Annotated in this window: 15 protein-coding genes; 3 read left to right on the plus strand and 12 right to left on the minus strand. The window is 68.7% G+C overall.

From position 1 onward, the window contains the following. Positions 1-44 precede the first annotated feature (44 nt). The 5 genes from JOF46_RS16420 to JOF46_RS16440 all read right to left on the minus strand — a co-directional run bounded on the left by JOF46_RS16420 (position 45) and on the right by JOF46_RS16440 (position 9,088). Positions 45-1,520, minus strand: coding sequence for a sensor histidine kinase (locus JOF46_RS16420; RefSeq protein WP_209908921.1), 1,476 nt, complete (start codon positions 1,518-1,520; stop codon positions 45-47). 5 nt (positions 1,521-1,525) lie between these two features. Continuing rightward, on the minus strand, positions 1,526-6,340 hold the full coding sequence (locus tag JOF46_RS16425; RefSeq protein ID WP_209908924.1) for an NAD-glutamate dehydrogenase: 4,815 nt from the start codon (positions 6,338-6,340) through the stop codon (positions 1,526-1,528). Between the two features lie 106 nt (positions 6,341-6,446). Continuing rightward, positions 6,447-7,697 carry a CpaE/TadZ family protein gene (locus tag JOF46_RS16430; RefSeq protein ID WP_209908926.1) on the minus strand — a complete coding sequence of 417 codons (1,251 nt, stop codon included), beginning with the start codon at positions 7,695-7,697 and terminating at the stop codon, positions 6,447-6,449. Further along, positions 7,694-8,350: an SAF domain-containing protein gene (locus JOF46_RS16435; protein WP_209908929.1), complete on the minus strand. Its 657-nt coding sequence runs from the start codon at positions 8,348-8,350 to the stop codon at positions 7,694-7,696. The genes JOF46_RS16430 and JOF46_RS16435 overlap by 4 nt, the downstream gene beginning before the upstream one ends. Positions 8,351-8,542: 192 nt before the next feature. Further along, positions 8,543-9,088, minus strand: coding sequence for a hypothetical protein (locus tag JOF46_RS16440; protein WP_209908932.1), 546 nt, complete (start codon positions 9,086-9,088; stop codon positions 8,543-8,545). Positions 9,089-9,209: 121 nt separating this feature from the next. On the opposite strand from JOF46_RS16440, the gene JOF46_RS16445 reads away from it, so the two are divergent. Beyond that, on the plus strand, positions 9,210-10,055 hold the full coding sequence (locus JOF46_RS16445) for a LysM peptidoglycan-binding domain-containing protein (RefSeq protein ID WP_209908934.1): 846 nt from the start codon (positions 9,210-9,212) through the stop codon (positions 10,053-10,055). Between the two features lie 58 nt (positions 10,056-10,113). Continuing rightward, positions 10,114-10,797, plus strand: coding sequence for an Rv3235 family protein (locus tag JOF46_RS16450; protein ID WP_209908937.1), 684 nt, complete (start codon positions 10,114-10,116; stop codon positions 10,795-10,797). Here JOF46_RS16450 and secA read toward each other — a convergent pair. From secA to mtrA, 7 genes are all read right to left on the minus strand, one after another. Continuing rightward, positions 10,794-13,517: a preprotein translocase subunit SecA gene (gene secA, locus JOF46_RS16455; RefSeq protein ID WP_209908940.1), complete on the minus strand. Its 2,724-nt coding sequence runs from the start codon at positions 13,515-13,517 to the stop codon at positions 10,794-10,796. The genes JOF46_RS16450 and secA overlap by 4 nt on opposite strands. 77 nt (positions 13,518-13,594) lie before the next feature. Next, a complete protein-coding gene (locus JOF46_RS16460; RefSeq protein WP_209908943.1) occupies positions 13,595-14,809 on the minus strand; it encodes a winged helix-turn-helix domain-containing protein in 1,215 nt (404 codons plus the stop codon). A gap of 24 nt (positions 14,810-14,833) precedes the next feature. After that, on the minus strand, positions 14,834-15,550 hold the full coding sequence (gene hpf / locus JOF46_RS16465) for a ribosome hibernation-promoting factor, HPF/YfiA family (protein WP_209908946.1): 717 nt from the start codon (positions 15,548-15,550) through the stop codon (positions 14,834-14,836). 151 nt (positions 15,551-15,701) lie between these two features. Beyond that, positions 15,702-16,583 (minus strand): ComF family protein, encoded by an 882-nt coding sequence (locus JOF46_RS16470; RefSeq protein WP_209908949.1) that lies wholly within the window; start codon positions 16,581-16,583, stop codon positions 15,702-15,704. A gap of 82 nt (positions 16,584-16,665) precedes the next feature. Then, a complete protein-coding gene (locus JOF46_RS16475) occupies positions 16,666-18,381 on the minus strand; it encodes an LpqB family beta-propeller domain-containing protein (protein WP_209908952.1) in 1,716 nt (571 codons plus the stop codon). Then, on the minus strand, positions 18,374-20,176 hold the full coding sequence (gene mtrB / locus JOF46_RS16480; RefSeq protein ID WP_209908955.1) for an MtrAB system histidine kinase MtrB: 1,803 nt from the start codon (positions 20,174-20,176) through the stop codon (positions 18,374-18,376). The genes JOF46_RS16475 and mtrB overlap by 8 nt, the downstream gene beginning before the upstream one ends. Positions 20,177-20,196: 20 nt before the next feature. Next, positions 20,197-20,874: an MtrAB system response regulator MtrA gene (gene mtrA, locus JOF46_RS16485; protein WP_071213530.1), complete on the minus strand. Its 678-nt coding sequence runs from the start codon at positions 20,872-20,874 to the stop codon at positions 20,197-20,199. Between the two features lie 221 nt (positions 20,875-21,095). On the opposite strand from mtrA, the gene JOF46_RS16490 reads away from it, so the two are divergent. Next, on the plus strand, positions 21,096-22,223 hold the full coding sequence (locus tag JOF46_RS16490) for a hypothetical protein (RefSeq protein WP_209908958.1): 1,128 nt from the start codon (positions 21,096-21,098) through the stop codon (positions 22,221-22,223). Positions 22,224-22,232: the final 9 nt, after the last annotated feature.

A 22,232-nucleotide genomic window follows, 5' to 3' on the forward strand; every position in this document is an offset into this window, starting at 1 on the left:
GGAACCGGGCCCCACCTGCTTGTCGTTGGCTTGCGTGCCTGGCCTTAGCGCCTGGCGGCGACCGGCAACTCGATCACGACCCGGGTCCCGGGTCCCGAGCGGTCCTCCCAGTGGATGTTCCCGCTCAGTTCGCTGGTGACCAGGGTGCGCACGATCTGCAGCCCCAGGCCCTCGGTGCGCGGGCCTGCGGGCAGCCCCACCCCGTCGTCGGAAATGGCCACGCGCAGGATGTCCTCCCCCACGGCGTTGCGCTTGCGTTCGGCGGCCAGCTGGACGGTGCCGTCGCGCTCGGCCAGCCCGTGCTCCACGGCGTTGGTGACCAGCTCGTTGATAACCAGCGAGAGCGGTGTTGCCAGCTCCGCCGGCAGGTGCCCGAAGGCCCCGGTCTTCTCGGTCATCACCTTCTGCCCGGGCGAGGCGATTTCCACGATCATCCGGAACTGGCGGTCGATCAGCTCGTCGAAGTCCACGTTCTCGCTCAGGCCCTGCGAGAGGGTCTCGTGCACCGCCGCAATCGTGGCGACCCGGCGCATGGCCTGGTCCAGGCCCGCCCGGCCCTCCTCGGACTTCATCCGGCGCGACTGCATGCGCAGCAGCGCCGCTACGGTCTGCAGGTTGTTTTTCACCCGGTGGTGGATCTCCCGGATGGTGGCGTCCTTGGACACCAGTTCCTTCTCGCGGCGGCGCAGCTCGCTCACGTCGCGGCACAGCACCAGGGCGCCGTAGCGCCCCTTGGCGTTGCGCAGCGGGATCGCGCGCAGCGACAGCGTTACGCCCATCGACTCGATCTCGGTGCGCCAGGGCATCTTGCCCGAGACCACCAGGGGCAGCGCCTCGTCGGTCAGCCGGCGGTCCTTGACCAGGGACATCGTCGCCTCGGAGAGCGAGACGCCCTCCAGGGTCGCCGCGGCCCCCAGCCGGCGGTAGGCCGAGACCGCGTTGGGGCTGGCGTACTGCACCACCGCATCGGCATCCAGCCGGATGAATCCGTCACCCACGCGCGGGGCGCCGCGCCGCGAACCGGTGGGCGTGGCGAAGTCGGGCCACAGCCCGCGGGTGCACATGCGCAGCAGGTCCTCGGCGCATTGCCGGTAGGTCAGCTCCAGCCGCGAGGGCAGGCGCGAGCCGGAAAGGTCGAAGTGCACCGAGAGCACCGCCAGGGTGCGCCCGTTGCGCACCAGCGGCACGGCCTCGATGAGCATCGAGTGCTCACCGGGCCGCACCGTGCCGGCGTCCGAACGCACGATGTCCTGGGTCTGCCAGGCCTGCTCGACCAGCGGCTTGAGGTCCTTGCGGATCCGCTCCCCGACGAAGTCCGTGTGGAACACGGTGTGCGAGGTGGAGGGACGCACATGGGCCAGGGCCTTGTACGTCCCCTCCGGGACCGGGAACCACAACACCAAATCGGCGAAAGCCAGGTCGGCGATGAGTTGCCAGTCCCCCACCAAAAGGTGGATCCAATCCTCATCCCCCGGACCAAAGTCGGCGCTCTGGCGTAGCTGGTCCGTGAAGATGGCCATGGATATTACCTCCGTACGATGGAACGCAACAGCCGCAGCGCGACCGACAGGGACGCCATGTCATCGCGTTCCAGCCGGTTCACTTCCGCGAACATGTTCTGTGCACGATCAAGGTTAGCCGCGTTCGCCTCCAACCACGCAGCCACACGCACGGCCGGGTCGCTTTCCCCCGGATCCGTGAAGGCAACGACGTCGCGGGTGAAGTCGATGATGGTCGAGTACAGGTCATCGCGCAGCGCGGCGCGGGCCAGTGCCTTCCACCTGTCGTCGCGCGGCAGCGAAGTGATCCGCTCCAGCAGCGAGTCGACGCCGAAGCGGTCGTAGAGCACGTAGTAGACCTTGGCCAGCTCGGTCGCATCGGCCCCGGTGCGGGCCGCGGCCGTGGCGATGTCCAGCAGCGCGAAGGACTCGAACTGGACGGCCCAGCGGGTCGCCAGCGCCTCGTCCAGGCCCCAGCCCTTGCCCTCGGTCGTCCAGGTCGCGACGCGCTCGGCATCGACCCCGCGCAGCAGCGATCCGACCTCCGGGCGCAGCGCCCGCACGGTCGGGGCCAGTGCGGCCACGGCGTCGTCGACGTCCTGTTCGCGGTCCACGTGGTGGACGTACCAGCGCGTGGCCCGGTCCAGCAGCCGGCGCATGTCCAGGTGCAGGCGGCACCAGTGCGTGGAGTCGAAGGAGGCCGGCAGCGCGTTGATCGCGTCGATCTCGGTGTCCAGCGAGTAGATCTCCCGCAGCGCCACGAACGCCTTGGCGACCTGCGCCTCGTCGGCCCCGGTCTCCTCCATCACGCGGAACGCGTAGGTGGTGCCGCCGACGTTGACCATGTCGTTGGCCACCACGGTGGCGATGATCTCGCGGCGCAGCGGGTGGGAGTCGAGCTCCGCCCCGAACTGCTCGGCCAGCTGCACCGGGAAGTAGTTGCGCAGCGTCTTGGCGAAGTGCGGGTCGTCGGGCAGGTCGGACGCCGCCAGGGCGCCGGCCAGCTGGATCTTCGCGTAGGCCACGAGCACCGCCAGTTCCGGTGCGGTCAGCGTTCCCCCGGCGGCCAGGCGCGCCTCGAGTACCGCGGTGGAGGGCAGGAACTCCAGCTTCCGGTCAAGGTCGGCATGCTCCTCGAGCCAGTCCATGAGGCGTTCGAACGCCGGGGACCAGCTGGTGAGCTCCTGCTTGTCGTTGAGCAGCAGCACGTTCTGGTCGAAGTTGGTCTTCAGCACCAGGCGGGCGACCTCGTCGGTCATCGAGTGCAGGAAGGCGGCGCGCTCGGAAGCCTCCAGCTTCCCCGCCACGACCATGCGGTCCACGAAGATCTTGATGTTGACCTCGTGGTCCGAGCAGTCGACGCCCGCGGAGTTGTCGATGGCGTCGGTGTTCAGGATGACCCCGTGCAGCGCCGCCTCGATGCGGCCGCGCTGGGTCATGCCCAGGTTGCCGCCCTCGCCGATGACCCGGGCGCGGATCTGCTCGCCGTTGACGCGGATCGCGTCGTTGGCGCGGTCCCCGACCTCGGCGTGGGACTCGTCGGCGGCCTTGACATAGGTGCCGATGCCGCCGTTGTACAGCAGGTCGACAGGTGCGCCCAGGATGGCCTTGAGCAGTTCGTTGGGGGCCATGGAGCTGACCGTGGCGCCCAGGCCCAGGGCCTGGCGCACCTCGGGGGAAATCGGGATGGACTTCAGGGAACGGGAGTGCACCCCGCCGCCGGCCGAGATCAGGTCCTTGTTGTAGTCGGCCCAGGAGGAACGGGGCAGCTCGAACAGGCGCGCGCGCTCGTCGAACGCGGCCCCCGGCTCCGGGTTCGGGTCCAGGAAGATGTCGCGGTGGTCGAAGGCGGCCAGCAGCTTGACGGTGCGGGTGCGCAGCATGCCGTTGCCGAACACGTCCCCGGACATGTCGCCCACGCCGGCGGCGGTGAACTCCTGGGTCTGGGTGTCCACGCCGAACTCGAAGAAGTGGCGCTTGACCGACTCCCAGGCACCGCGGGCGGTGATGCCCATGGCCTTGTGGTCGTAGCCCACCGAACCGCCCGAGGCGAAGGCGTCGCCCAGCCAGTGGCCGCGCTCCTCGGAGATGGCGTTGGCGGTGTCGGAGAACGATGCGGTGCCCTTGTCGGCGGCGACCACCAGGTAGGTGTCGTCCCCGTCCAGGCGCACCACGTTGGCCGGCGGCACGACCTTCTCGCCGTTCTCGTCGACCACCAGGTTGTCGGTGATTTCCAGCAGCGAGCGGATGAAGATGCGGTAGGAGGCCTTGCCCTCTTCCATCCAGCCGGAGCGGTCCACGGCCGGGTTGGGAAGCTGCTTGGCGTAGAAGCCGCCCTTGGCGCCGGTGGGCACGATCACGGCGTTCTTGACCATCTGTGCCTTGACCAGGCCCAGGACCTCGGTGCGGAAGTCCTCGCGGCGGTCACTCCAGCGCAACCCGCCGCGGGCGACCTCGCCGAAGCGCAGGTGCACGCCCTCGATGCGCGGGGAGCAGACCCAGATCTCGTACTTGGGGCGAGGGAAGGGCGCGTCGGTGATCTTGCCGGGCAGCAGCTTGAAGGCCAGCGCCGCCGGATCGATGTAGTAGTTGGTGCGCAGCGTGGCCTCGATGACGTTCACGAAGCGGCGCAGCAGCTTGTCGGCATCCAGCGTCGGGACCTTGTCCAGGGCCTCGTTGAGCACCTCGTGGGCGGCCTCGATGGCGGCGGCGGATTCCTCGGGGGTCAGGGCCGGGTCGAAGGTGCCCTCGAAGAGCGCGATGATCCCGTGGGTGACCTCCGGGTTGGCGACCAGGGTGTCGGAGATGAACGTGTAGGAGGTGGAGACACCCAGCTGGTGCAGGTAGCGGGAGTAGGCGCGCAACAGCCCGACCTGCTTCCAGGAAACCGATTCGAGCAGCACCAGGCGGTTCATGTGGTCGGATTCGGCCGCGCCGGTGACCACCGCGGAGTAGGCGTCGGCCAGCAGGGCCTCGGCGTCCATCGGGTCGATCCCGGCCGGGAACTTCAGGCCCAGGTCGTAGAGGTAGCGCGGCTCGGCGCGCGAGGGGGTCACGGCGAAGGGCCGTTCCTCGATGACTTCCAGGCCCAGGTTCTGCAGCACCGGCAGGATCTTGGACAGCGACAGCGGCGCGGTGAGGTAGAGCTTCATCCGGGCGTTGACCTCGGAGTCCTCGTCCTCCTCGGGGACGTAGAACTTCACCACGGGGCCGACGTGGTCGGCTTCCTCGTACTTGCCGAAGCGCTCGATGTCGGCCAGCGCGTCCTCGACCTCGAACTCGACGCGGTAGGCGGCCGGGAAGGCCTCGGACCAGCCGGCTGACAGCACGGTGCCGACCTCGTCGCCGTAGCGCTCGTTGGCGGCCACGGCGATGCCCTCGGACCAGGAACGCACGGCGGCGACCAGGCGGGTTTCCAGGCCGGCGCGGTCAACCACGGGGGTCAGCCCGTGGCGCTGCAGGCGGATCCGGTAGAACAGGCGCACCAGCGAGGACTCGGACATGCGGACCTCGAAGTCCATCGACTCGGCGTTGAACGCCTCGGTCAATTCCTTCTCGATGCGCAGGCGCACCCCGGTGGTGTAGCGGTCGCGCGGCAGGTAGACCAGCGCGGACATGAAGCGCCCGTAGACGTCGGGGCGCAGGAAGAGCGAGGTGCGGCGGCGTTCCTGCAGGCGCAGGATCCCCAGCACGGTGTCGGTGAGGTCCTCGACGGAAATCTGGAACAGCTCGTCGCGCGGGTAGGTCTCCAGGATCGTGACGATGTCCTTGCCGGAGTGCGAGTCCGGGGCGAAGCCGGCGAGCTTGAGCACGGCCTCGACCTTCTCGCGCACGACCGGGACGCTGCGCACCGAGGAGGTGTAGACGCTGGAGGCGAACAGGCCGATGAAGCGGCGTTCGCCGTTGACGTTGCCGGCCGCGTCGAAGCGCTTGACGCCCACGTAGTCCAGGTAGACCCCGCGGTGCACGGTGGAGCGGGAGTTGGCCTTGGTGATGACCAGGGCGCGCTTGTCGCGGGCCATGGCCCGGCCGCGCTTGGTCAGGTGCTGGGTGTCGCGCGCCGGGATGGCGTTGCGCATCAGGCCCAGGCCCGATTCGGCCTGGATCCGCAGCACGTCTTCGTTGTTCTCGGTGATCAGGTCGTACTCGCGGTAGCCCAGGAAGGTGAAGTTCCCGTCGTCGAGCCAGTGCAGCAGGTCGATGGCGGCATCCAGGTCGGGGATCTGCTCGGCACCGGTGACCGTGACCAGGGAGTCGGCGATCTCGTGGGCCTTGTTGCGCATCGGCGCCCAGTCCTCCACGGCGGCGCGCACGTCCCCCAGGATGCGTTCGAGGCCGGCGACCAGTTTGGTCAGTGCCTCGTCGCTCGGGTCCCCGCCGAGTTCCACGGAGATCCAGGATTCGATGGCGGTGTCGCGGTTCCCGGCGACCAGCGCGGAGATCTGCGGCAGGGCGGCGGTGTCGCCGCTGGCCAGGTGCTCGTTGGCCGGGACGGTGTCCAGTGCGGTGACGTGTCCGTCCTCGGCGTCGCGGCCGACCACGAAGGTGGGGTGGACCACGACGTTGATGGCGTGGTTCTGCCGCACGATCTCGGCGGTGACCGAGTCGACCAGGAACGGCATGTCGTCGGTGACCACGTAAACCATGGTCATGGCGGCGTGGCGGGTGATGGCCACGCGGGGCGTCTTGGGCTCCCGTATCCAGCCAACGGCCAAGTGGGCTCCCACCCTGGATTCAAGTTGCTGCGGCGAGTATGCCGCGGCATCCTCTGCTGCCAACTGCCCGTAGTAGGTTGCCACCAATTCGGGTGTGAGTGTCTCAGCGATGAAAGTTTCGGACATGCTGGACTCCGACGAGTTCAAAAGAACGCCTCCGTGGATCGAGTGTGCGTGGCGCTCCGTTGCGCAACGCTGGTGCTACAACACTATCCCGCCGGACTTGTGGACGTCACTTCGACGGGGCCAATCGGCGCAGAAACGAGGCCTTGCCCTTGATCCTTTGCCCGGCGAGGGCAGCGAGGGCCACCCGAAGGGCCGAATGCGGGGCGATTTCCGCCAGCGCGCTTCCGGCCAGCAGCGCGGCATCCACGGCGGCGGGGTCGTGGGGCAGGTAGCCGGCGATCGGCAGCCCGGGCCCGAATCGGGCCCAGGTCTCGGCCAGCGCCTGGCGCGGGGAGGCGCCGGCGTTGGCCGCGGAGACCTTGTTGAAGAGCACCGTGACCGGCAGCTCCCCGAGCACCTCGTGCATTTCCTCCAGGCCCCTGATCAGCCGCGGGACCCCGATGCTGTCTGCCGCCCCGACGGCATGGATCTCGTCGGCGATGCGCAGCATCGCGGCGGTCACCCCGTTGCGCTGCGGGGCGGCGGTGTCAAAGGAGAGCTCCTCGTCGAGTTCCAGCGGCGCGGCGACGTCGATCACGATGGTGTCGCAGACCTCCTGCAGGGCCAGGACCGCGCGGCGCAGCGCGGTGGGGCGCAGTTCGGGCCAGCGGCTTGCCCGCGGCAGACCGGTGGCCACGCGCATCCTGGCCCCGGCAATCAGCACCGGTGCACAGATCCGTTCGAGCTTCGCCGCGTCGAACCGCCCGGAGTCCACGGTGCGGCAGATCTGCGCGATGCCCGCGGCCTCGTCGAGCAGGCCCAGCTGCACCGCCTGGGAGGCCCCGTAGGTGTCGGCATCCAGCAGCACCACCTCCTGGGCTCCCAGGGCGCATTCCACGGCGTAGTTCAGCGCGAGCAGGGAGCGGCCCGGGGAACCCACCGGGCCCCAGAAGACCACCACGCGGGCGCGCTTCCGGGCCGCCGTCCGCGGCTCGTCGCCCGCCGCGGCCGGTTCGGCGCCGCGCTCCCGGTGTCCCAGCTCGGCCCGGGCCCGGGCGACCAGGATGCCCAGCTCCGGGGCGGTGCTTCCGGTTCCCGCCACATAGGCGCCGGCCGCGGCGAGCCGCTTGCCCTGGGCGGCGTCGTCGCAGAGCACCAGCACCGGGACGCCGCGCTCGATCATCGCGTCGATGTCGCGGGTTTCAACTTCCTCAGGCAGCCCGGCCAGGATCGCCGCGTCGGCCAGTCCGGTCTCGCAAAGGGCGATGACCTCGGACATCTCGGTGCAATTGCGGGCCACCGTGAGCACCCCGCGGTGGCTCTCGAGCCTGTCAACCACTGTGCCGTCGTCCCCGTGCACCACGACCGAGATGTTCATGAGGCACTGGCCCCGGGGTTGAAGACCACGGTGATCCGCGCGTCGTTGGCCATGGCTTCGAGCAGGTCCGCCAGCCCGCTGTCCACCACCAGGATCTCGACCAGGGTTCCGGCCGTTCCGCCAAAGCCGGTGGCCCGTTCGGTGCGGCCGGTGACCTCGGCCGAGGGCAGCAGCAGGGTCGGCGGGGCGTAGGCATTGGCGGTCCGGTCCTTCAGCGAGACCCAGACATCGACACGGGCCCCGGAGGTGATCGCCGCCGGCAGTGCATCGGGCAGGTCGATGGACACCGGGCGGCGGTTGGTTCCGTCGTCCAGCCCCAGGGAGCTGCGCGGGAGCAGCTGTCCGGCGCGGACCAGCGAGTTGGCCCGGGTGCCCTCCAGCAGTGAGGGGTCCGCGGGCACGTAGCGCTCCTCGAGGGCGTCGAGCTTCACGTTCACCACGTTGAGCTTCTCCGCGGTGATTTCCTCGCCCAGGGAGATGTCGGCCTTGGCCGAGTACATGGGCGTGGTGCGGTCCAGGGAACTGGTCAGCGCCACGACCCCGACGCAGGAGGCCAGCACGATCAGGATGCCCAGCAGCAGCCGCGGGTCCTTCCAGCTGGGTCTTCCCAGCCTGCCTGCCGTTGCCGCCACCGCGTCGTGGGCCTTGTCCATGTCGAATTTCCCCCTTCGCCATGACCCCGCGGGTGCGCGGCCAGGGAATCTTCCGCTTGGCTGCGCAGAAACGCGGGATGCTTCATCGGCGGAGGCACGAGCCCCGCCGTTGTCCTTGGGGGCCACCATACGCCGTGGCGGCGGTGCGTGAAAAGGGGGTGTGCCCGGCTGTGGACGGCGCGGGCGGGGACCTCATTCCTCGCGGCGCACCCTGGCCACGGCCGAAAACGGGATCACGCACCGTCCGTGGACGGCGGGTGCGCGGCGGAATTCGTCGCGCTCGTGCAGCGCCACCTCCACGAAGTCCTGGCCCACCTGGTCCAGGGTTCCGCTGGCCAGCTGCTGCCCGTCGGTTCCGCCGATGCCCACCCTGGCCCGGTCCCGCACCAGCACGCGCAGGGCCTGGGAGAACGCTACCCGCCGCTCCCCCGGCTCCAGGTTCCGGCCCGCCTCCCGTCCGGACCACCAGGCCAGCGCACGGAAGGGAACGAGTTCCTCGGTGCCGCCGTGGCGCAGCATCAGCCAGTCCTTGCCGAGGGAGGAAAGCTGTCCGCCGAGGCGTTCGGCGCCGAGCAGCTGCACATCGATTCGTGTGCCCAGGTGCCGTGCCAGGCGCTGGACCAGCGTCTGGCGGGCCCGTTCGATCCGCACGAACTCCTGGATCTCGCTGGACTGGTCGCGGGCGGACTCGGCCTCGAATTGTGCCTCCAGGTCTGCGAAGAGCGATTCCCATCTCATGGGCCAACCCTAGATGCCCAAAAGTTTCCCGCCTACCCCTCTGGATTCCTCGCGCATGAAGTGTCATCATACTGTTACAAACACATGCAAATAACATCAAATGTCATCAAAGAAGGTCAAGATGCGTTCACAGACAGCCCGCGACGCCCTGGTGCTCGGGGCCGTGGCCGTCCTGTCGCTGGGCATGCTCGGGGCCAGCATCGTGCTTTGGCGCTCCCTGCAGGGGCGCGCCGCCACCGGAGCCCGGCTCGATGCGTGGTCCCTGGAACGACTCACCGGCCTGGCCATGGGATTACTCGGTGCCGCGGCCATCGCCTGGCTGTTGCTGTGCCTGGCCATGGCCCTGGCAGCCCGTCTCCTCGCCGCCTGCGGGCACCGGCATCGCGGTGCGGCCCTGGCGGCACTTGTCCCCGGATTCGTCGCCCGGGTGGTGCTGGCGGGGATCGGCGGTTCCCTTGTGCTGGCAGGATGCACCGCGGCCACGGCGGCCGTGGCCGCGCCGCTCGCACCGGCGGCCGTGGCCGCGCCGCTCGCACCGGCGGCCGTGGCCGCGCCGCTCGCACCGGCGGCCGTGGCCGCGCCCCTGGCACCGGCCCGGCACCTCCAGTCCGCAGCGATCCACCAGCACGAGCGCAAGGCCGGCCCGCGACCACCGGAGGCCACCGCGCCGAAGGGCCCCGAAACCGAACTGCTCAGTCCCGGATTCATCCCGCACCGGGTGCCGCTCCCGTTGCCACGGCTGGCCGGCGGAACCACCCGCCCGCTTGAGGAGGTCGTGGTCCGGCCCGGAGACAGCCTCTGGGCCATTGCAGCCCGCCACCTGCCCTCGAACGCCGGCCCCGAAGAAATCGCCGCAGCCTGGCCACTGTGGTTCGCGGCGAACCGCCAACTGATCGGCCCCGACCCCGACAGGCTCGAGGTGGGCGTGGTGCTTCAGGCACCGCGGCCCGCTTCGCTGAAGTCCTGAATCCGACTGCACCCACCGTCCTCCATCGTCGAAGCCATCCGCCCACCAGGAGTCCACCATGTCCATCACCGCCCTCGAGCCGGCCCCTGCCGACACCGCGCCGCAGCTCGTCCACGAAAGCTTCCTCACCGCCGCGGACCCCGCCACGGTGCAGCCGACCCCCATACGGCGGTTTCCCCAGGCCTTCGGTCCCGGCTCGGACCGGCACGGGAAGCGCTGCCCGGGCCGGGAACCGGGTGCCGGGGCACCAGCGCGCGGCCTTCCGGAGCCGGTTCGACTCGAAGAGGATTTTCGCGCGGACAACGGACGCGATTTCGTTGACGGGCTGCGGCCAAAGCCGCCCACCGCCGCGGCCCAGGCGGTTGCAGACCGGCTCTTTCCGCCCATGGATGGGCTGCTGGGCCCGGCAGAATCCGTGGCAGCGGTCGTGCATGCGGCCGCACCGGCGGTGCTGGAGGTCTTGGCCGGGGCACGCCCTGCACGCCAGCTGCTGCGGGCCCTGAGCCCGGAGTGCATGCTGAAGCTCGACCACCACATGCGCCTCGGAGCGATCCAGCGGCCCGACCCCACGTCCTGCTGTTATTCCAACCCCAGGGTGCTGCGGATGCGCATCACGCAGATCCTGCCCCTGGTCTTCGAGGCGGCGGTGATCATCCGGGACATGCAAAACGTCCGTGCCGCCGCCCTGAGGATAGAACGGTGGCACGGACGTTGGCAGGTCACTGCGCTGGAGATCGGCTAGCGGCGCTTGCCCTTTTTCTTCTTGTTGTTGCCGGCGTCCTTCGGAGCCGCGGTACCGGGGGTGCGCTCGATGTGCGTCGAGGCCTCGCCGCTTTCCTCGGGTGCCGTGTAGCGAAGCGTTGCCGGACGGGCAGGGGCTTCGAGGCCCGGGGTGTTCAGCGTCGGCTCGGTGGTCACCGAACGACCGTCGATAACACCGGGCAGGGACATTTGCGGGGCCTGACGGGTCTCCACCTCGATGTTGAAAAGCATGCCGATGCTTTCCTCGCGGATGGACTCCATCATGGTCTGGAACATCAAGAAGCCCTCGCGCTGGTACTCGACCAACGGGTCGCGCTGGGCCATGGCACGCAGGCCGATGCCCTCCTTGAGGTAGTCCATTTCGTAGAGGTGTTCCTGCCACTTGCGGCCGATCACCGAGAGCACCACGCGGCGCTCGAGCTCGCGCATGTTTTCCTCGCCGACAGCTTCCTCGCGTGCCGCGTACTGCAGGCGCGCGTCGGAGAGGATTTCGCGCTCCAGGAGTTCCGGGGTGATCGCGTCGCGGTGGCCGGCTTCCTCGGCAACCTCGTCGAGGGTGATGGAGATCGGGTAGAGCTGCTTGAGGTTGCCCCAGAGCCGCTTCAGGTCCCAGTCCTCGGCATGTCCCTCGCCGGTGGCCTCGGTGACCATGGCCTTGACCACGTCCTCGAGGAAGTGCCCGACCTTTTCTTCCAGGTCCCCGCCTTCGAGGATGCGTCGGCGGTCGCCGTAGATGGCCTCGCGCTGGCGGTTCATCACGTCGTCGTACTTCAGCACGTTCTTGCGCTGCTCGGCGTTGGTGCCCTCGACCTGCGCCTGCGCGGTTTCGATGGCCTTGGAAACGATCTTCGATTCCAGGGCCACGTCGTCGGGCATCGAGGGGTTGTTCATGATCCGTTGGGCGGCACCGGCGTTGAAGCGGCGCATCAGCTCATCGGTCATCGAGAGGTAGAAACGGGACTCGCCCGGGTCTCCCTGGCGTCCGGAACGGCCGCGCAGCTGGTTGTCGATGCGGCGGGACTCGTGGCGTTCGGTGCCCAGCACGTAGAGGCCGCCGGCGTCGGTGACTTCCTTCGCCTCGTTCTCGACCTGCTTCTTGGCCGTCTCGAAGACGGAGTCCCAGACGCGCTCGTATTCCTCGGAGTTCGTTTCCGGGTCAAGCCCGCGGCGTTCCATCTCTGCGACGGCCAGGAACTCGGCGTTGCCGCCGAGCATGATGTCGGTGCCGCGGCCGGCCATGTTGGTGGCCACGGTGACCGAGCCCTTCTTGCCGGCCTGGGCGACGATGGCGGCCTCGCGGGCGTGCTGCTTGGCGTTGAGGACCTCGTGGCGGATGCCCTGCTTGGCCAGCAGGCGGGCCAGGTATTCGCTCTTTTCCACGCTGGTGGTGCCCACGAGCACCGGCTGGCCGGTGGCGTGGCGCTCGGCGATGTCCTGGACCACGGCGTCGAACTTGGCGATCTCGTTCTTGTAGATCAAATCGGCCTGGTCCCTGCGCAGCAGCGGCTTGTTGGTGGGGATCTCCACCACGCCGAGCTTGTAGGTGCCCATGAACTCGCCGGCCTCGGTCTGCGCCGTGCCGGTCATGCCGGCAAGCTTCTTGTAGAGGCGGAAGTAGTTCTGCAGGGTCACGGTCGCCATGGTCTGGTTCTCGGCCTTGATCTCCACCCCTTCCTTCGCCTCGATGGCCTGGTGCATGCCCTCGGAGTAGCGCCGCCCGGCCAGCGAACGGCCGGTGTGCTCGTCGACGATCATGACCTCGCCGTTGATCACGACGTAGTCCTTGTCGTTCTTGAACAGTTCCTTGGCCTTGATCGCGTTGTTCAGGAACCCGATCAGCGGGGTGTTGGACGCCTCGTAGAGGTTGTGGATGCCCAGGTAGTCCTCGACCTTTTCGATGCCGGGTTCCAGCACGCCGATGGTGCGCTTCTTCTCGTCGACCTCGTAGTCGGTGTCGAGGCTCAACCGGGTGACCAGCTTGGCGAATTCGGTGTACCAGCGGTTGACGTCGCCGGAAGCCTGCCCGGAAATGATCAGCGGGGTGCGGGCCTCGTCAATGAGGATCGAGTCGACCTCATCGACGATGGCGAAGTTGTGGACACGCTGGACGAGCTCGTCGGAGCTCCAGGCCATGTTGTCGCGCAGGTAGTCGAACCCGAACTCGTTGTTTGTGCCGTAGGTGATATCTGCTTCATATTGCTTGCGGCGTTCGGCAGGGTCCTGGTTGGACAGGATGCAGCCGTTGGTCAGGCCCAGGAAGCGGTAGACGCGGCCCATCAGGTCCGACTGGTACTCGGCCAGGAAGTCGTTGACGGTGACCACGTGGACGCCCTTGCCCGTGAGGGCGTTGAGGTAGGCGGGCGCGGTGGCGACCAGGGTCTTGCCTTCGCCGGTCTTCATCTCGGCGATGTTGCCCAGGTGCAGGGCGGCGCCGCCCATGAGCTGGACGTCGAAGTGGCGCATGCCCAGGGTACGGTCCGCAGCCTCGCGGACGGCGGCAAAGGCCTCGGGCAGCAGAAGATCCAGGGACTCGCCGTCGGCAATGCGCGCCTTGAACTTGTCTGTTTCACCACGCAGTTCCGCATCGGACAGGGCCCGGAATTCGCCATCAAGCACGTTGATGGCGTCGGCGTATCCACGCAACCTCTTCAGCGTTTTCTTGTCGCCGGTACGCAGGATACGTTCAAGCAGTGATGCCACGAGGCAGCTCCCAAATCTCTAGCACAGGATTTCTGGCGTGTTCAGTCTACGTGAGAGATTGCTTTCACTTGTGGCTTTTAGCTGGATTCGGGCGAGCTTAGTGAAAACTCCAAGGCTGCTGCCAGATTCCCGTGTGCCGAAACCACGACTTCGTCGAGTCCCAGCCAGCGCGCCATGAGCCGCAATTCGGCCGCCAGCTCCGCCGCGGTGTTCCCGGGCGCGCCGGGTTCGGCGAAGGCGCCACGGACCAACAGCCTGCCGGTTGCCCGCTCCGCCTTCAGGTCCACGCGGGCCACCAGCGACTCGCCCAGGAGGAACGGCAGCACGTAGTACCCGTAGACGCGCTTGGCCGCCGGCGTGTAGATCTCTAGCCGGTAGGTGAAGCCGAAGAGCTTCTCGAGACGGCGGCGATTGAAGACCATCGAGTCGAAGGGGCCCAATAGGGACCTGGCGTGCGAGCTACGGGGAATGACGGTTCCGGGAAGCAGGTAGAACGTGTCCTTCAGGCCCGCCACGCGCACCGTTTCGAGGGCTCCGCCAGCGGCCAGTTCCTGCAGCACCGCGGTGCTTTCGCGCAACGGGAGCCGGAAGTAGTCGGCCAGGCAATGCACGCTGCCGATTCCGTGCGCCCCGGCGGCGGCCAGCAGCAGCCGCTCCATGCCCTGGCGCCGGTCGTGCCCGGCCGCGGGCGCTTCGGGGAAAACCTGCTGCAGGGCGGTGTAGCGGCGCTCAAACGCGCCGTTGCGTCCCTCGGTGCTGATCAGTCCCTCGGCAAACAATGCCTCAAGTGCGCGCTTGACCGCTGACCAGTTCCAGCCCCACTCGTTGCTGTCCTTGATGTGTTCGTGGCCCAGTTCTGCGGCGGCTTCCCGGGAGGTGCGGGCCCTGCCATCGGCAAGCAGCTGAAGGATCCGGTGGGCCAGGACGCGCCCGTCGTCGTCGATGGTCTTCATGCTGCCGGGCCAGGAGCGCTGCTGCCACGGGACCAGGTCCTTGAAGTGGTCGCTGCGCACCAGCGAGGCCTCGTGCGCCCAGTACTCAACCACCCTGCGCGGTTTTTGCACCGCGAGCGCGTCCAGCAATTCCGGGGCGTATGGGCCCAGGCGCGAGAAGATCGGTAGGTACTGGGCCCTGGTGACGATGTTGACCGAGTCGATCTGGATCAGTTCCAGCCGGGCAAAGGCCCGGCCCACCGCACCAAGATTCACTGGTGCGGCGGGCCGGGGACGATGCAGCCCCTGGGCTGCGATGGCGATGCGACGGGCCTGTGGTGCGGAAAGAATCCTGCTCATGGTCCCATCGTATGCGCCGGTGGGTCAGGCGTTGACTGGTTGCGATTCCGGGTCGCGGTAGCGACGGGTCTCCAGGGTGGATTCGTCGGTGGCCTCCGGATCCAGGGTGATGGTGCCGTAGGAGTACTGCTGGTTGCCCTTGGACTTCCGGGCGTAGACCACCGAGTGTGCCCCGGTTGCCGCGTCCACGAAGAGGTAGAAGGGGTGGCCGATCATTTCCATGCGGTCAACGGCATCGTCAACGCTCATGGACTCCGCCGGGAAGACCTTGCGGCGGATCTCGATCGGCGGTGCACCGTTCTCGGAGGCCTCGGCGGCCAGCCGGGTCTCCTCTTCCTGCTGTGCCAGACGCGTTGCCTCGTGCAGCGGAACCGAGCTCTTGGCCGGCTCCAGTCCGCTGGTTGCTTGGTGGACGGCCTGGGGCGTCCGGGTGCCGTGGTGGACCTTGCGGCGGTCCCGGGCCTTGCGCAGACGCTCAAGAAGCTTGGCGAATGCGGTGTCGAAGGCAGCGAACTTGTCCGCGGCCTTGGCCTCGGCACGGATCGCCGGTCCCCGTCCCAGAACCGTCAGCTCGACGGTCAGGGCAGTCTCCGCATTGCGTGCGTGCTGCTCCTTGGTGACCTTGATGTCCAAGCGCTGGATCTTCGTTGCAAGCTGATCGACCTTGTCGATCTTCTCGTCCACGTACTCGCGGAAGCGATCCGTAACACTGACATTGCGCCCGTTGATCGTCATCTCCATGGTGTCCTCCATCATTGCTCAGGTGACACATCAGCGACCGAAGAAGTCACTCCTTCCGGCCGCTGAAGATGGGTTCCTTTCCCCTTGCGGGGTGCCCATACCTCACCCTATGACAGATGCAACGATAATCAAGGATGTTGGGATTATTACTTCATCGCGTTGCGCGAACGTGGTGTTTTTCATCCGGTGCGGGCGTTGCCGCGAGCACCGCCGCCCCGCACACCCTCAGTCCGGAACCTGCCAGCGCGCGGTGCGCCTCGGCCAGTGTCGCCCCGGTGGTGAGCACGTCGTCGACGAACAGCACCTGGGTGCCGGCCGCCGCAAGCCGAGCCAGCAGCGGCGTCACCGGTGCGTGCATCGTGCCGCGCACCGCGCCCCGGGCGCGCCTGCCCTTGCCCTTTTGCGCGGAGGTGAACTGCCGCGCCACCCGGTACCTGACCAGGTCCGCCACCTGCACCCCCGCGGGCAGCACCCGGGCCCGTCGCAACCGGGACAGCAGCAAGCCCACCGGAAAATACCCGCGCCGGGTCCTGGCCCTCAGCCGCGTGGGCACCGGGACCAGCACCACCGGGCGGCCCCGGTCCACCAGGGTCTCCAGTGAGGCCAGCACCGCGCGGGCCAACGGCGGCACCAGGTACCTGCCCAGGGCCGGCATCTGGTGGTTCTTGAAGGCCAGGACCACGGCGGCCAGTTCGTGCTCGTAGGCACCGGCGGCAACCACCGGCATCGGTTCGAGGCGCCCATCCAGCGGCAGTGCCTCTGCCCGTTGTTCGACCCTCCTCGGGTGCAGGCAGGATGCACGCAGCGACCTGGCGCAGGGTCCGCACACCGCGGCGTCCGGACGCCGGCAACACACGCAGTCCACCGGGAACAGCAGTGCCGCGGTGCCGTGCAGGCCCGCTCGCGCGGCCCGGGCCGCGCGGTGCCCCCAGAGCGCATCAAGGAGCCGGGCCCAGGAACGTGCCGGGTCGCTCCGGGGAGCGGGCGACCCGTGGTAGACGGCATCCGGGTCCGGCCGGATCCTGGGTTTCATGCACTCCAGCATGCTCCCCGTGCCGTCCCCGCACGATGCCCGGTGGCCGGGCTGTGGAGAACCGCGACCGGCGACCGGGCAATCAGCCCGGGTAGGTCAGGTCCCGGACCAAGATTTCCATTTCGTGCCAGGAGCTGCCCACGCGCGTGTAGATCTTGTCCTTGGTCTCGGCGTACACGGGGCGGCGTTCCCCGGGACCGGCCGAGAGATCGAGCATGCCCAGCAGCGGCAGGTACGTCACGCGGGTGCCGGTCAGGCCGATTTCCTCCGCCGCCACCTTTTCGGTGGTGCTGGTTGCCGAGACGATGACCGAGACATCGGAGTTCCAGACCGCCTGGGTCACCGGAACCTCCGGATACAGCCTCTTGGGCGGGGCGAAGCCGCGCGGCGCGCCGTCGGCATCGCGCAGGATCCCGCTGATCGTCACGCTGGTTTCCCCGTCCTTCGAGGAGACGATCAGGGCCCGGGCCCCGTCCCGCGACACGCGCAGCGAGGAGACCTTGGCCCGCTCCAGCCAGCCGGCGGTGATCGGGCGGACCTTGCCGTTGAGCACGGTGTCTTCCGGCACGGCCAGGACGCTGGTGGTCGAGGAGTTGTCGACGGTCCAGGTCCAGCCATGGGCATCCATGGAGGGTCGGACCAGGTCCTTCCCGGTGGCGACCACCGAGCTGCGGCCTTCCTCGTCGATGGCGACGAGCTTGGTCAGCGACCCGTTCAGGAACGCGTAGCGGTTCCCCTGCGGGCTCATCGCCGGCAGGTGCGGGTCGTATCCGGAGATGTCCCCGATGCCGCCGACCAGCCGCAGCGACTTGCCCTTGAGGTAGTACAGCGCCTTGTCCAGGACCCCGATCTGGGTGTCGGGGACCGGGGCGTTGACCTCGGCGACCTGGAAGTCGGGGTCCTTGGGGCCGATCTTGACCTCGGACTGCTCATCGGTCATCACCACCGAGCGCACGGTGCCCAGCCCGCCGAGGCTCAGGTCCAGTTGCTGCTGCATCTGCTGGCGGGAAAGCTCCGTCGAGTCCAGGAAGGTGGCGGACTTCAAATCGACGGTGGCCCGCTGCGATTCGATCGGCACCGAGGACCGCACCAGCGAACTGCCCGGCGGGAACGCCGAAACCACCGCGTTTTCCAGGTACGGCGCCGGGCCGGCCAGCAACGCCTCGACCATCACCGCGGCCACGCCCGTGCGGGTGGGGAACCAGCGCACGTCGGGCACCGCGTAGGCATAGCTGACATCGTAGAAGTACAGGGTCTGCGGGGCGAAGACGTGGCTGAAGCTGGCCTTGTCCAGCATGATGCCGTCGGGCAGCTGGGAAATGCGCCATTGTCCATCGACCTTCTCCAGCGCCACGTCGACCGCCCGGGTGGTGTGCGCGGGCAACTCGGTCATGATGCCCGCGGCGTCGACCTCGGAGACCACTTCCATCTGGATGGTGAAGGTGTTGGGGTTGGTGCCGGGGATCACCGAGGGGCGGGCGTCGTAGACCAGGGTCCGCACCGAGCCCTTCCAGACCCCGCCCTGCTTGGGGTCCAGGAATTGGCGGGCGGTCTTGTAGTCGTCCTGGGCGGCGATGCCGGCCTCGATGAACCCCTCGACGATCTCCCGGGGGGTGGCGTCGGGGGTCGGGCCGGGCAGGTTGAACTGCACGTTGCCGTCGGCATCGGTGCCGGAGCCGTCGAGCGCTATGGACTGGACCGGGGAGTTGCGCGGGATCTGCGAGCACCCGGTGAGCACCAGCACGAAGCCCAGGAGCACGGCCAGCAGCATCCGGGGCGTGGGGCGGTTCCTAGTCATGCGGGTGGTGCCTTCCTGGGGTGTGGCCGCCGGTGCCCGGCGCCGCGGCATCCGGGTGCTCCTCGGGGATCAGCGGCGGGGCGGGCTTGAAGCCGATCGCGGGGATTTCCCCGGTCAGCGGGAAGGAGACGATCATGCCGCGGTCGAACACCGCGTCGGCCAGCACGATGGGCTCCAGCGGAAGCGGGGAGGCGATGATGGTGTCGCCCAGGATCCGCGGCAGGGTCAGCCGGAAGCACGAACCCACGCCGCGCTCCCCCCAGGCCTCCAGCCTGCCGGAGTGCAGCCGGGTGTCTTCCATGGCGATGGACAGCCCCAGCCCGGAGCCGCCGGTGGTCCGGGCCCGGGCCGGGTCGGCGCGCCAGAACCTGTCGAAGACGCGGGTGCTGGCCTCGGGGCTCATGCCGATGCCGCGGTCGCGCACGGTGATCGCCACCGCGTTCCGGTTGCCTGCCACGGTGATGTCGATGGGGTTGCCCTCACCGTGTTCCACCGCGTTGAGCACCAGGTTGCGCACCACCCGCTCGATGCGCCGCGCATCCATCTCGGCCACCGCGCCGCCCGCGGGGGTGCCCAGGCGCAGCACCGAGCCCATGGCCTCGGCGTGCGGGGTGGCGGTGTCGATCACGCGCCGGGCCACGGAGACCAGGTCGGTGGGCTCGGCGTCGAGCACCGCGACCCCGGCGTCGAAGCGGGAGACCTCCAGCAGGTCGTTGAGCAGGATCTGGAAGCGTTCGACCTGGTTGTAGAGCAGCTCGGCGCTTCTCTTGTTGATCGGGTCGAAGTCCTCGCGGGCGTCGTGCAGCACCTCGGCTGCCATCCGCACGGTGGTCAGCGGGGTGCGCAGCTCGTGGGACACGTCCGAGACGAAGCGCTGCTGCATCTGCGAAAGCATGGCCAGCTGGTTGATCTGGTCCTGCAGCGAGGCGGCCATGTGGTTGAAGGAGTTGCCCAGCCGCGCGATCTCGTCCTCGCCGGAAACGACCATGCGTTCCTCCAGCTGCCCGGCGGCAAGCTTCTCGGAAACCTGCGCGGCGGCGGCCACGGGGCGCACCACCAGGCGGGTGACGTACCAGGTGATGCCGCCGACGACCAGCAGCAGCAGCCCGCCGACCAGGCCCATGGCCCGGTTGATGAAGTCGAGGGTCTTTTGCACGCTGGACAGGTCGTAGACCAGGTACAGGCCGTATTCGCGGCCCGGCGGCAGCGTCACCTTGGTGCCGAAGATCAAGCCCGGGCCGGCGCTGGCCCCGGCATTGACCTCGATGGACTGCCAGTAGGTGGCGTTGGACTCCTGGACCTGGGCGGACAGGGCCTCCGGCACGATCCGCGAGGTCAGGTTGCCGCTGGCGGTGGGGCCCACGTAGAGGTTGTCGTCCCCGGAGAGCGGGACCAGCACGAAGTCGCGGGGCACCAGGGCGGTGTCGCCCTCGAGGATCTTCAGCGTGCTGGTCACCAGCGAGCGGGTGCTGGTGCGGTCGGTGGTGGCCGCGGAGTCGAAGATGGCGCGCACCTGGTTCAGCCCGCGCAGGGACTCGGACTCGACCTGGTTGAAGCGCTCCTGGAACAGGCCCGTGGCGATCTGGTTGGACAGGAACGCGCCGGCGCCCAGCAAGGCCAGGGCGGTGAGCAGCACCGCGGAGGTCACGGTGCGGAAGAGCAGCGAGCGGGTCCAGCGCGAGCGCACGGTGTTGCGCGCGCGCACCACCGCGGCCAGGGCGCGGCGGTGCCAGGGCTGCTGGTTCCCCGGCGCCGGGACCCGGGTATCGTCCGGGGCCGGTTCGACGGTGTTCATGCTGCCCGTCATCTCCAGGCTCAGGCCTGGCCCGCCTTGTATCCCACGCCGCGCACGGTCAGCACGACTTCGGGGCTTTCCGGATCCATCTCGACCTTGGAGCGCAGGCGCTGGACGTGGACGTTGACCAGCCGGGTGTCGGCGGCATGGCGGTAGCCCCAGACCTGCTCGAGCAGCTGCTCACGGGTGAAGACCTGCCACGGCTTGCGGGCCAGGGCAACCAGGAGGTCGAATTCCAGCGGGGTCAGGCCGATGGGCTCGCCCTCGCGGGTCACCCGGTGGCCGGCGACATCGATGCTCAGGTCCCCGATCTTCAGGGTTTCGGGGGCGTGCTGTTCGCCGGGGCGCAGCCGGGCGCGCACGCGCGCCACCAGTTCCGCGGGCTTGAAGGGCTTCGGGACGTAGTCGTCGGCACCGGATTCCAGGCCGCGGACCACGTCGGCGGTGTCGGACTTGGCGGTGAGCATGACGATCGGGACATCGTCCTCGGCGCGGATGAGCTTGCAGACCTCGATGCCGTCCAGTCCCGGAAGCATCAGGTCAAGCAGCACCAGATCGGGCTTGACCTCGCGAAAAACACCCAATGCCTTGGCACCGTCGTAGCAGAACACGGCCTCGAAGCCGTCGTTCTGCAACACGATGCCGATCATTTCGGCCAGCGCCTCGTCGTCGTCGACAACCAGGATGCGTGCCTTCATAATCTGCCCTTCCGTAGCCTTGCGCTGGGCGCCGCGATAAGCATGCGCCCGGATACCTCAAGAGTACATGAGCACACCGGGCAAATCGCCGCGGAAACGGCAATCCACCACATCGTTTGTCTCGCATTCCGGCGCGGCTAGACTGGCCGCAAGAGGAGGAACGGCCCGCCCGGCATCCTTCCCCGCCCCGGAGCCCCGCCAAGGATTGAGGTCGTTTCCCGATGCCAGCCGATTCCCAGGTCCCCGAACCGGGGCAGCCCGATCCGCACCCGTCCTGGGGCCCGCCCCCGTCCGGGTGGGACGGGCAGCCGGATGTCCCATCCGGCGCCGGACCGGATCCCGCGCACCGCTTCCAGCAACCGTTCCGGCAACCGGCGAAGCCCGGGGTGATCGAACTGCGGCCGCTGGGGTTCGGGGACCTGCTCGATGCGACATTCGCCGTCATCCGGCTCGCGCCGATCCCCACGTTGCTCAACGCGGTGCTGGTCCAGCTGCTGCCGGCCCTGCTCGCACTGTGGCTGTTGCTTCCCTGGTTCACCGGCTTCGAGGTGTCCTTGGACCCGGGCCTGTCCTCCCCCGCCGAGGTGCTGCAGGGGCTCGAACGGTCCTGGCCGTCACTGGCCGCGGGGTTCGGCGGCTACCTGGTGGTGCAGCTGCTGGCCGGGGTGCTGGTCGTTGGGCCGAGCACCGTCGCCGCGATGCGCGCCACCCTGGGCCTGCGCACCGGGTGGGGCGCATCGCTGGCGTTGAGCTCGCGGGCGATGATCCGGTTGGCGGCCTGGAACCTGTTGGCCGGAGCCGCGGTGCTGCTGGTGCTGGCGCTCTCGGTGGCAGGCGCCGTCGCCCTGGCTCGCCCGCTGGGGCTGGCCGCCGCGGGCATCCTTTTGGTCCTCTGGCTCCTGGCGCTGTTGCCGCTGTATGTGTGGCTGGCCATCAAGCTCTGCTTCGGACCGGTCGAGCTGGTGGCCAGGTCCATGGGCATCGGCGCGGCCATCGCCTCCTCGTGGAGGCTGGTGCGCGGATCCTGGTGGCGGATCCTGGGGATCCTGCTGGTGGTCGGCATCGTCCTGGGGCTGCTCTCGGGGCTCGTGATCCAGATCCTGGATGTGGCCACGGGCCAGTTCGTCTCCGGCTCCAACGCGGCCCTCGGCGTGTGGGTCGGCGTTGCCGCCCAGGCGGTCGTGGGCGCCTTGTCCACGGTGCTGGGGCAGGTCATGGTCACGCTGCTGCATGTCGATGCCCGGATCAGGCACGAGCGCCTGGACCTGGTGCTGGAGGCGGAATCCCGCACCGGTCCCCCGCACCCGATTCCCGGGCACGGGGCACGCACCATCCGGCCGCCCCGGTAGGCCCGGCGG

The sequence above is a fragment of the Paeniglutamicibacter psychrophenolicus genome, from assembly GCF_017876575.1.
GTDB lineage: Bacteria > Actinomycetota > Actinomycetes > Actinomycetales > Micrococcaceae > Paeniglutamicibacter > Paeniglutamicibacter psychrophenolicus.